The sequence below is a fragment of the Kribbella sp. NPDC054772 genome, assembly GCF_053611945.1.
The window spans coordinates 173403-183571 of the sequence record NZ_JBSHBJ010000002.1; the positions used below are offsets into that span (position 1 = coordinate 173403).

Sequence of the window (10169 nt, forward strand, 5' to 3'; positions counted from 1 at the left end):
TCACCATGTGGGGATGACCGCCGTACTGCCATCGTCGTACACCGTCCGTCCGCCGTCGAAGGAGGACGCGCAGGCTGTCCTCGATCTGGTGTCCGCGTACAACACGCCGGTGATCGGCTTCGCGGACTACACGCTCGAGGACGCCGAGGACGAGCTCTCCGAGCCGGGTTTCGAGCCGGCGACCGACGGGTGGCTGGTGTCCGACGGCGACCGGCTGGTCGGGTTCGGGTCGGTCTTCGGCAAGGGCGACCGCAGCAACCTCGACCTGGAGATCGTCACCGCTGACCCCGTTGTCGAGCGCTGGCTGCTCGACCGGGTCCTGGAGCGCGCGAGCGAGTTTGCCCGCGAGTACGGGCACGCCTCGGTCCAGGTCGACGTGGTCGCGTACCAGGCCGACGCCGTACGGCGGGAACGCCTTGCGGAGTGGGGATTCCGGCGCGGGACGGTGTTCCACCGGATGCGGATCGACCACGACGGCCCGGTCGCCGCGCCGGAGGTTCCGGCCGGAGTGACGGTACGTCGGGGCGCGCCGGACGAGGCGAGCCGGCGGGCCGGGCACGACGTACTGAATGCTTCGTTCGACGGGCAGTTCGGGTTCAGCCCGCGGCCGTATGAGGAGTGGCACGCTTCGCAGAAGAACTTCTCCGCGTTCGACTGGTCGCAGCTGACCTTGCTCGAAGTGGACGGCGAGGTCGTCGCGATGCGGTCATGCTCGGACCAGTTCGTCGAGGACGAGAACTGCGGGTACGTCGGCCGGCTCGGCGTACTCGAGAAGGCTCGGGGGCGCGGGCTGGCGAAGTTCCTGCTGCGAGACCAGTTCGCGCTGGACGCGGCGGCCGGGCGGTCCGGGACGATCCTGCATGTCGACACCAACAACCCGACTCCGGCGCTCGGCGTGTACCTGTCGGTCGGCATGGAGGCGGTCCTCGTGATGGAGGTCTGGCGGCGCGAGGTGACGGCCGCATGAGCCTGCCCGCCGGCCACACCGCGCGGGCGATGACGCCGGCGGACGCGATACTGATCGCGGAGCGGTCCGCGGTCTACACCTCGGCGCTGCTCGGCTTCGCGAAGCACAGCCCGGAGGACGTCGCGAACTACCTGCGGGACCCCGGCACCGACCTGGCGACTGACGGATGGGTGGTGCTCGGCCCGTCCGGCGAGTTCGCCGGCTCGGCGACCGCGGTCCCGATCACCGGCGGCACGCACGTGATCGTCGACATCCTGAGCTCCGATGAGGCGATCCTCGACTGGCTGCTGGACCAGGCCGAACGGCGTGCCCAGCTCGTAGGCCGCCGTGAAGTCGTGGTGAAGGTCGGCGTGATCAGCCAGGACGAACTCCTGCCGAAGGTGCTCGCTCCGCGCGGGTACACCGTCGGTACGTCGGTGCAGCGGATGCGCATCACCTTCGACGGCCCGGTCCCGGTGCCTGAGGTGCCCGACGGCGTCGTCGTACGCCGCGGGGCTCCCGACAAGACGAGTCGGCGGGCCGCGCACGCCGTACTGATGGAGGCGTTCGCGGAGCAGCCCGGGACGTTGCCACGACCGTTCGAGGAGTGGGCGGCGTCGCGGGAGAGCCGGTCGACGTTCGACTGGTCGCAGGTGACGATCGCCGAGCTCGACGGGCAGGCGGTCGGCATGACCGAGTGCAACGACAACTTCGTCAGCACCACCAACTGCGGGTACGTCGGGCGACTCGCCGTCGTACCGTCCGCTCGGGGACGCGGGCTGGCCAAGTTCCTCCTGCGGGACGCGTTCGCGGTCGACGCCGCGGCCGGCCGCAGCGGGACGATCCTGCACGTCGACACCAGCAACCCCACGCCCGCCGTCGCCCTCTACACCGGCGTCGGCATGCGCCCGGACCTGATCAGCGACATCTGGACCCGCACGATCACCGCCTAAGGATTGCCCCGCGTTGAGGATTGCCTTCGAGAGATCTGAGAGATTACTCTCGAAACATGTCTCTCAGAAATCCGTACGGCGATTTCGAGATCACCGACCCGCAAGCCATGCGGGCGCTGGCTCACCCGGTTCGGCTCGCCGCGCTCAGCTACCTGCAGAAGAACGGCCCCGCCACGGCGACCCAGCTGTCCGAGCACGTCGGCGCCTCGCCATCGGTGACCAGCTGGCACCTGCGACACCTGGCGAGCTTCGGCCTCGTCACGGACGGGCCGCCCCCGAGCGGCTCGGACCGGCGGCAGCGCTGGTGGCACGCGGCCGCCCGCGGGTTCCGGTACGAGATGCCGGACACGACCGACGGTGCCGAGGCCGGACGGCTGCTGCGCACCGAGATGATGAACCAGGCCCTCGAAGCGGCCCAGCAGTGGCTGGTCGACACCGAACCCAACCTCTCCCCCGAGTGGAGCCGGCTGGCTGGTTCGGCGAACACCCTGCTGGTCGTCACACCCGCCGAGGCCGAGGCCATCGAGTCCGCGATCGAGGAACTGCTGGCGCCGTACGTGCAACGCCGGGACAGCGGCGAGACGCCGGACGACGCGCGCCCGCTCCGGCACCTCCGGATCTCTTTGCCTGAAGCAACGGACGGCCAGTGAGCACCACGACCGCCACCAGCCTCTGGCGCGACCGCAGGTTCCGGACGTTCTGGTCCGCGCAGGGTGTCTCCGAATTCGGCGACCGGATCACCGAGCTCGCGCTGCCGCTGATCGCGGTCACGCTGCTCGACGCCTCTCCCAGCCAGGTCGGCTTCCTGACCGCGGCGGTTTGGCTGCCGAACCTCGCCTCGCTGTTCATCGGCGCGTGGGTCGACCACCGCCGCGACAAGCGCCCGCTGATGATCGCCGCCGACCTGGCCCGCACCGTCTTGCTGCTCACTCTGCCGGTCGCCTACTGGCTGGACCTGCTGTCCCTCGGCCAGCTCTACGCGGTCGCGATCCTGGCCGGTACGGCGCATGTCGTCTTCAACACCGCCTACGCGTCGTTCTTCGTCCGGCTGGTCGATCGCGACCAGTTCCTCGAGGCGAACAGCAAGTTGTCCGCGACGCGCTCGATCTCGTTCATGGGTGGGCCCGCGGTCGGCGGTCTGCTGGTGCAGTGGCTGAGCGCGCCGATCGCGTTCGTCGTGGATGCGCTGACGTTCGTGTTCTCGGCAGTGCAGATCAGCCGGCTGAAGATCGAACCGGGCGCTCCGGAGGAGTCGGGTGAGCCGCTTCTCCGGCGAGCCGCTGCCGGCATGCGGTACGTGTTGAAGCACCCGTACCTGAGTCGCAGTCTGGCGTGCGCGACGACGGTCAACTTCTTCAACCTGATGAGCATCGCGCTGCTCGTACTGTTCGCGAGCCGCAACCTGGGGCTGTCGGCGGGGACCATCGGTCTGGCGTTCGGCGTCGGGGCGACCGGCGGACTGCTGGGGGCCGTCACCGCGTCGCCGCTCAGCCGCCGGTTCGGTGCCGGTCCGGTGATCGCGATGGGTGCCGTCGTCTTCCCCGGTGCGATCGCGATCGCCGCACTCGCCGGTGGGCCGACCTGGCTCAAGGCCGTCGCGGTGGCGGCGTCGGAGTTCATCGGGGCGTTCGCGGTGATGTGTTTCGACGTACCGCTGAACTCATTGCAGGCTGCGGTCATCCACGACCACATGCGGAGCCGGGTGGCAGGGGCCTTCAGCAGCATCAACTACGGGATCAGGCCGCTCGGCGCGGTCGCCGGAGGGTTCCTCGGCACCTGGATCGGTGTCCGGGAAACGCTCCTGGTGTCCGCGGCCGGCGGCCTGTTGTCCGTACTGTGGTTGGTTGGCTCCCCCATCATCCGCACCCGTTCACTGGACGGCCTGGAGCCACCCGTGCAGCCTGAACCCTGAGGATCCATGAAGATCGCCGACATCGAACTGATCCGCGCCGACCTCCCCCTCGACCCGCCGTTCGACGCGGCCTGGGACCCGGTACCGCGGACCAGTTTCGCCGCGACCGTCGTGAAGGTCAGCACTGACGAGGGGATCGTCGGCTACGGGTCCGGCGACACGATGGACGGGTTCGAGCCGTACGCCGGGCTGTTCCTCGGTGAGGACCCGCTCCGGATCGGCCGGCACGTCCGTTCGCTGGAGACCATCTCGTTCCACGCCGGCCGGTACTGGCCGCTCGAGGTGGCGTTGTGGGACATCATCGGCAAGGCGCTGAACACCCCGGTGGCGACGCTGTTCGGCGGCAGTGAGTCGGCGGTCCCCGCGTACGCGTCGACCGGTCGGCTGCTCGGTCGCGAGGAGCGGGTGCAGAGCATCCTGGCGCTGCGGGAGCGCGGGTTCCGGGCGGCGAAGATCCGGGTCAGTCCCAACGATCTGGAGAACGGGATCGGCACGGTGCTCGCGGTCCGGGAGGCGGTCGGCCCGGACTTCCAGTTGATGGTCGACCTGAACCAGTCGTGGCGGATGGCCGGCGACATCCGGCGCGCGATGGATCCGCCCCAGGCCCGGCGGGTCGCGGAGCAGCTCGCCGAGGCGGACATCTTCTGGCTCGAGGAACCGCTGCCACTCGACGACCTTCCCGGACTGCGGTCGCTGCGCGAGCAGACCGGCGTACGGGTGTCCGGAGGTGAGATGGTGCGGACGTTCGAGGAGCTGCTCGACCTCGTGGAGCAGGACGCGCTCGACGTCTACCAACCCGACGTGGTGCTCGCCGCCGGCATGCACCGCGTGCCCACGATCGCCGAGGTGGTACGCCGGAAGAACCGGCTCTTCACGCCACACACCTGGTCCAACGGGATCGGGTTGCTGGCCAACCTGCACGTGACCGCGGGCGTCGGCGGCGGGCCGTACCTGGAGTACCCGATCGATCCGCCGACGTGGACCGAACAGCGGCGTGACTTCATGCTCGCCGAACCGGTGCTGGTCGGACCCGACGGGTTGTTGCGCGTGCCCGATGCCCCGGGGCTCGGGTTCGAGATCGACGAGGAACGGCTCCGCGGACTGGCCGCATAACGCGAACGAGGTACTCCGAGAGTTTCCTCGGAGTACCTCGTGTTCCGGTCGTCCTCAGTCGTCGATCAGGTCCTCGACGACATCGACCTTCGCGACGGTCTTGCGGAGCGGGACCTCCTTGATGAGCACCACCGCGATCAAGCTGACCACCGCACAAGCGGCCGCGATCAGGAAGACCCGACCGGTCGCGTCGCCGTACGCCTGCCGGACCAGCTCGGCGAGCTGCGGCGGCAGGTTCTTCACGTCCAGCAGGCTGGTGCCGCCGGAGCCACCTTCCTGCAGCTTCCGCGCCGCCTCGGCGCCGTTCGGACCGGCCAGCAGGCCGGCGACGATCAGGTCCTTCACCCGAGCGGCGAGCACCGCACCCAGCGCCGAGACGCCGACCGCACCACCCAGGCTGCGGAAGAACGCGACGGTCGCGGACGAAGCGCCGATCTGCGTGACATCGACGGTGTTCTGTACGGCGAGGACCAGGTTCTGCATCGTCATACCCATGCCGAGACCCATCGCCAGCATGCCGAGCCCGACGAACCAGTACGGCGTGTTGTGGTCGATCGTGCCGAGCAGCAGCAGGCCCGCGAGGAGCAGGATGCCGCCGGCGACGAGGTACCGCTTCCACTTCCCGTACCGGGTGATCATCTGACCCGAACCCGCCGAGCCGACGAACGACCCGAGCATCATCGGGATGGTCAGCAGACCGGCCTCGGTCGGGCTGTAGCCACGGGCGATCTGGAAGTACTGACCGAGGAACAGCGCGCTGCCGAACATCGCGACACCGACCGCGAGGCTGGCGATGATTGCCAGTGCGGTGGTGCGCTCGCGGACGACCTTCAGCGGGACCAGCGGCTCCGCGACCCGGCTCTCCACCAGGACGGCGAAGAAGCCGACCACCAGGGTGCCGCCGACGAACAGCGCCGACTGCCACGACATCCACGCGAAGTCGCTACCGGCGAAGGACACCCACAGCAGCGGCAGGCTGGCCGCGATGCTGATCAGGATGGCGCCGAGGTAGTCGATCTTGACCTTGCGCTTGATGACCGGAAGCCGCAGGTACTTCTGCAGGATCACCAGGCTGACCACGGCCAGCGGGACACAGACGTAGAAACACCAGCGCCAGCCGAGCCACGAGGTGTCGACGATGACGCCACCGATCAGCGGGCCGCTGACGGTCGCGACCGCCATCACGGCACCCATGTAACCGGAGTACCGGCCCCGCGACCGGGGTGGGATCGCGGCGCCGATGATGGCCTGGGCGAGCGCCATCAGACCGCCCATCGCAAGGCCCTGCAGCACGCGGGCGCCGAGCAGGAACGGCACGTTGTGGGACAGACCGGCCAGCGCCGACCCGATCACGAAGACCGTGATCGCCACCTGGACCAGCAGCTTCTTGCTGACCAGGTCCGACAGCTTGCCCCAGATCGGGGTGGACACCGTCGTCGCCAGCAGGCTCGCGGTGAGGACCCACGTGTACTGCGTCTGGGAGCCTTCGAGGTCGGCGATGATCGTCGGCAGGGCGTTGCTGACGATCGTCGAGCTCAGCATCGCCGTGAACAGCGCGGCGAGCAGTCCGATCAGGATCTCGAGGATCTCGCGGTGGGTGAGTTCCGGCGCAGCGGGCCCTGAGTTGGGCGCCGACTGCTGCCGGGTCTCGGTGACAGTCATTACTCTCCAGTCTTGGACGTTTGCCTCACGGCCTGGTTCGCCTCGGTGATCGCGCGCGCGACGCGCTGCAGGGTCTGCCCCGCAGCGATCAGCGCCTCGTCGTCGAGGTCCTCCAGGGAGTTACGAAGTTGCTGGGTGTAGGACGAATACATCGCCTGCAGCCGGGACCGGCCCTGCGGCGCCAGGCTGACCAGCCCGACCCGCGCGTCGGCCGGATCCGGCCGACGGCTCACCAGACCGTCGGCCTCCAGCGTGGTCAGTTGGCGGCTCACCACCGACGGATCGACACCGAGCTTCGCCGCGATCTCCCCGCCACGCTGCTCGCCGTCCTTCGCCAGCACCTTGAGCACACTCGCATCGGACCGCCGCAGTCCCACATCAGGCATCAGATTCCGGTGCTCGATACACCGCACGGCCCGAATCAGCGAACTGACCCCTTCGATCAACTCATGAGCCGCCGGATCCCGCTCTACCCCCGGGACGAGGGGTTGCTGAGCTAGTTGCATAACCCAACTATATACCCGACTAGTTGGTTTCCACAACCATATGCACACCCTGTGGAAACCCCACTACCCCCAGTACTCCCACACGCTCCCCGGGGCTGGAGACACCCAACGGTGGGTGCGGACAGGTAATAACAGGTCCCCAGACACCAGAGTCTGTCTCAAGCCACCACGAGCGGCCTGCGTGGGCGCCGTACGTCGGCTCGCGCGGGCGCCGCATCCGCCGTGAATGACGTCAGCTCTCGGGAGTGGAGACGCCAACTGTGGGCGAAGACAGGCAATAACAGGTCCCCGGACACCAGTTCCTGTCTCAGGTCACCACAAGCGGCCAGCACACGCGCCGTACCGGACCTCGGACGACGGAGGTACGCCGTACTTCCGCTCGCACCTCCAGCTCAAGCGGCGGTGTCGGGCCTGGAGACACCCAACGGTGTGTGAGGACAGGCAATAACAGGTCCCCAGACACCAGTTCCTGTCTCAGGTCACCACGAGCGGCCGGCACACGCGCCGTACCGGGGCTCGGGTGACGGAGGTACCGGTTCCTGGCTCGGGGCGCCGGGGGTGGCTGGGGTGGGAACTAGCCGAGGTCGGTGTTTAGGCGGGTTAGGAGGCGGGAGAGGTCGGCCAGGTCGGTGGGGGTCCAGCGGTCGAGGATGGCGCGGAATTCGGTTTGGCGTTGGGTGCGCATGGCTTCGTAGCGTTCGGCGCCGGTGGTGGTGAGGCGGAGGAGGCGGGCGCGGCCGTCGTCGGGGTCGCCGACGCGTTCGATCAGGCCGAGGTTCTCCAGTTGGGTGATGCCGCGGCTGACCGTCGACTTGTCGAGGCCGAGGACGTGCGCGACGTCCGAGGCGCGGACGCCGGCGCCGCTGCCGGTACCGCCGGTGCCAGTGCCGCTGCCGGCGCTGGTGCCCAACTCGATCTGGGAGATCAGGGCGTAGCCGGCGGCGTCCATGTCGGGGTGTACGCGGCGGGCCAGCCGGAGTGACGCCGAGCGGGAGCGGCGGAAGAGGGCGGACAGTTCCTGCTCGACCGCGGCGACGAGTTCCTCGGAGCGTTCGACGTGCGCGGGCGTGCTCATCGGACCACGATCCCGGCGTCCCGGAGCGCCTTCTTCACGTCGGCGATGCGGAAGTCGCCGAAGTGGAACACGCTGGCCGCGAGTACGGCGTCCGCGCCCGCCTGCACCGCGGGCGGGAAGTGCTCGGGCGCGCCCGCTCCCCCACTGGCGATCAGCGGTACGTCGACCACCGCCCGCACCGCCTTGATCAACTCCAGGTCGAACCCTTGCTTGGTCCCGTCGGCGTCCATCGAGTTCAGCAGGATCTCGCCCGCGCCCAGCTCGCAGCCGCGCTGGGCCCATGCGATCGCGTCCAGCCCGGCCGACTTCCGGCCGCCGTGGGTAGTGACCTCGAACCCGCTCGGCTGCTCCGCGGACCGCCGTACGTCGAGGGACAACACCAGCACCTGGTTGCCGAACCGGTGGGCGATCTCCTTGATCACGTCGGGACGCGCGATCGCGCCGGTGTTGATCCCGATCTTGTCCGCACCCGCGCGCAGCAGCCGGTCCACGTCGCTCGCCTCCCGCACACCGCCGCCGACGGTCAGCGGGATGAACACCTGCTCGGCGGTCCGCCGGACCACGTCGTACGTCGTCTCGCGGGATCCCGACGACGCGGTGATGTCGAGGAAGGTGAGCTCGTCCGCGCCCTCGCCGTCGTACACCTTCGCCATCTCGACCGGATCGCCCGCGTCGCGCAGGTCGGTGAAGTTGACGCCCTTGACCACGCGGCCGGCGTCGACGTCCAGACAGGGAATGACTCGTACGGCAAGGCTCACGCCGCCAAGCGTAGCGGTCAAACCATGGGCACCAGACCGATGACCGCCCCAAGCACGATCACACCGGCTAGCACACAGATGATCAGCAGTGTCCGATTGCCGCCGCCCAGCGGAGCCCCCGGGAAGTCGGGCAGGTTGAACATCCTGGTGACTCGTTGAGGCAACGGCACGCCGCGCTGCCCCGCAGCCAGCAACGCGTCCCTCAGCACCGGAAACACTTGGGGTGATACCGGGATTGTGATCAGTACGTCGGTCACATCGTCACGCAGGCCCAGACTGGTGGTGCCACTCAGGCTGCCCTCGTAGCGCACCTCGGCGATCCTGGCCAGGTCCAATGACTGTCGCCCGAGCAGCGTCCACACCTCGAGGTACTGCCCGCGGATCCGCGGACGGAATCCGAGGTTCGCGACGAGCAGGGTCGCCGCAGCGAGCCCGAGGACGGTCGCGACCATCACGACGGTGCTGAGGCGCGCAGCGGTGACGCCGTCAGGCTGCAAGGAGGGGACGACGGCAAATACCAGCGTGACCGCGCCGGCAACGGCGTACCGGACCTTTGCCGGGATGCGGCGTGGCTTCACTTCGTCCAGATCCAGTGGATGAACGGCCATGCGGTCAGGATGCCGAGCGCAGAGGTCACCAGCCGCGTCAGGACGAACCGCGCCCCGTGCTGCCGCAGCGCGGGATCGATTCCGATCTCACGCTGCAGATCCATCGCCCGCATCGTCGCGCGCCGCTCGATCGGGAGCCCGGTGAGTACGGCGGCTTCCTCGAGCGTCGCGATCGGCCAGAGCCAGCGCGCCGCCGCGATCCGGTTCCCGTCGGCGGCGAGCAGGATCAGCGCGCCGGGCATCAGCGGGGTGAACCGATCGACCAGCAGTACCCGCCGCACCTGCCCGCGCGGCAGCACCTTGCGCATTCCCCAACGGCGCTCGCGATAGGTGATCGAGGCATCGTCCACGACGAACTCGGCACCCCGGGACAGCAGTTCGAGTCCGAGCCCCAAGCCGGCCAGCAGTACGACGAACAGGACCGCCGCCACCACCGGGCTCACGGCCCAGGTCGCCAGTGACACGCACACGATCGCGAGCATCACGGCGTACCACCCGAGCAGGTACCAGAACGAGCCTCCGGCCGCGGGGGGGGGGGGGCGGGGGGGGTGGGGTGGGCAGTGAATAACTGCCCCGCCGGGGGGGGGCGGGGGCCGCACACGGGCGGGGGGCGCCCCCAACCCGCGCCCCCCCCCC

At 69.1% G+C, this 10169-nt stretch carries 11 protein-coding genes; 5 read left to right on the plus strand and 6 right to left on the minus strand.

Features of this window, described 5'->3' with window-relative positions; genetic code table 11:
- Positions 1 to 13 precede the first annotated feature (13 nt).
- From ACWGID_RS03710 to ACWGID_RS03730, 5 genes are read left to right on the plus strand one after another with little or no spacing between them, the layout of a single operon-like run.
- Entirely contained in the window at positions 14 to 967 is a 954-nt protein-coding gene (locus ACWGID_RS03710) for a GNAT family N-acetyltransferase (protein WP_452194097.1), read from the plus strand.
- Positions 964 to 1899 (plus strand): GNAT family N-acetyltransferase, encoded by a 936-nt coding sequence (locus tag ACWGID_RS03715; RefSeq protein ID WP_452194099.1) that lies wholly within the window; start codon positions 964 to 966, stop codon positions 1897 to 1899. Before ACWGID_RS03710 ends, ACWGID_RS03715 begins: the two co-directional genes overlap by 4 nt.
- A 56-nt stretch (positions 1900 to 1955) precedes the next feature.
- Entirely contained in the window at positions 1956 to 2549 is a 594-nt protein-coding gene (locus ACWGID_RS03720; protein ID WP_452194101.1) for an ArsR/SmtB family transcription factor, read from the plus strand.
- Positions 2546 to 3811, plus strand: a complete 1266-nt coding sequence (locus tag ACWGID_RS03725) for an MFS transporter (protein WP_452194103.1) — start codon at positions 2546 to 2548, stop codon at positions 3809 to 3811. The genes ACWGID_RS03720 and ACWGID_RS03725 overlap by 4 nt, the downstream gene beginning before the upstream one ends.
- A gap of 6 nt (positions 3812 to 3817) precedes the next feature.
- The gene (locus ACWGID_RS03730) at positions 3818 to 4924 is read left to right on the plus strand and encodes a mandelate racemase/muconate lactonizing enzyme family protein (RefSeq protein ID WP_452194105.1); all 1107 of its coding nucleotides are present in this window, start codon (positions 3818 to 3820) and stop codon (positions 4922 to 4924) included.
- Between the two features lie 54 nt (positions 4925 to 4978).
- Here the strand turns inward: ACWGID_RS03730 and ACWGID_RS03735 are convergent, their stop codons facing one another.
- The 6 genes from ACWGID_RS03735 to ACWGID_RS03760 form a co-directional block, all read right to left on the minus strand.
- Positions 4979 to 6586 carry an MDR family MFS transporter gene (locus ACWGID_RS03735; RefSeq protein ID WP_452194107.1) on the minus strand — a complete coding sequence of 536 codons (1608 nt, stop codon included), beginning with the start codon at positions 6584 to 6586 and terminating at the stop codon, positions 4979 to 4981.
- Complete coding sequence (locus ACWGID_RS03740) at positions 6586 to 6972, minus strand: MarR family winged helix-turn-helix transcriptional regulator (RefSeq protein ID WP_452194109.1); 387 nt, start codon at positions 6970 to 6972, stop codon at positions 6586 to 6588. Before ACWGID_RS03740 ends, ACWGID_RS03735 begins: the two co-directional genes overlap by 1 nt.
- Before the next feature lie 694 nt (positions 6973 to 7666).
- On the minus strand, positions 7667 to 8167 hold the full coding sequence (locus ACWGID_RS03745; protein ID WP_452194111.1) for a MarR family winged helix-turn-helix transcriptional regulator: 501 nt from the start codon (positions 8165 to 8167) through the stop codon (positions 7667 to 7669).
- The gene (gene hisF, locus ACWGID_RS03750; protein ID WP_452194113.1) at positions 8164 to 8925 is read right to left on the minus strand and encodes an imidazole glycerol phosphate synthase subunit HisF; all 762 of its coding nucleotides are present in this window, start codon (positions 8923 to 8925) and stop codon (positions 8164 to 8166) included. Before hisF ends, ACWGID_RS03745 begins: the two co-directional genes overlap by 4 nt.
- A gap of 17 nt (positions 8926 to 8942) precedes the next feature.
- Positions 8943 to 9533, minus strand: coding sequence for a hypothetical protein (locus ACWGID_RS03755; RefSeq protein ID WP_452194114.1), 591 nt, complete (start codon positions 9531 to 9533; stop codon positions 8943 to 8945).
- Positions 9500 to 10015: a hypothetical protein gene (locus tag ACWGID_RS03760; protein ID WP_452194116.1), complete on the minus strand. Its 516-nt coding sequence runs from the start codon at positions 10013 to 10015 to the stop codon at positions 9500 to 9502. The genes ACWGID_RS03755 and ACWGID_RS03760 overlap by 34 nt, the downstream gene beginning before the upstream one ends.
- Between the last annotated feature and the right edge of the window lie 154 nt (positions 10016 to 10169).

Excerpts from the sequence above, each read along its gene's own strand:
- ACWGID_RS03760 (WP_452194116.1), bottom strand. The coding sequence starts at position 10,015 with ATGCTCGCGATCGTGTGCGTGTCACTGGCGACCTGGGCCGTGAGCCCG.
- ACWGID_RS03710 (WP_452194097.1), top strand. The coding sequence starts at position 14 with ATGACCGCCGTACTGCCATCGTCGTACACCGTCCGTCCGCCGTCGAAG.
- ACWGID_RS03745 (WP_452194111.1), bottom strand. The coding sequence starts at position 8,167 with ATGAGCACGCCCGCGCACGTCGAACGCTCCGAGGAACTCGTCGCCGCG.
- ACWGID_RS03755 (WP_452194114.1), bottom strand. The coding sequence starts at position 9,533 with ATGGCCGTTCATCCACTGGATCTGGACGAAGTGAAGCCACGCCGCATC.
- ACWGID_RS03740 (WP_452194109.1), bottom strand. The coding sequence starts at position 6,972 with ATGCCTGATGTGGGACTGCGGCGGTCCGATGCGAGTGTGCTCAAGGTG.
- ACWGID_RS03715 (WP_452194099.1), top strand. The coding sequence starts at position 964 with ATGAGCCTGCCCGCCGGCCACACCGCGCGGGCGATGACGCCGGCGGAC.
- ACWGID_RS03735 (WP_452194107.1), bottom strand. The coding sequence starts at position 6,586 with ATGACTGTCACCGAGACCCGGCAGCAGTCGGCGCCCAACTCAGGGCCC.
- ACWGID_RS03730 (WP_452194105.1), top strand. The coding sequence starts at position 3,818 with ATGAAGATCGCCGACATCGAACTGATCCGCGCCGACCTCCCCCTCGAC.
- ACWGID_RS03720 (WP_452194101.1), top strand. The coding sequence starts at position 1,956 with ATGTCTCTCAGAAATCCGTACGGCGATTTCGAGATCACCGACCCGCAA.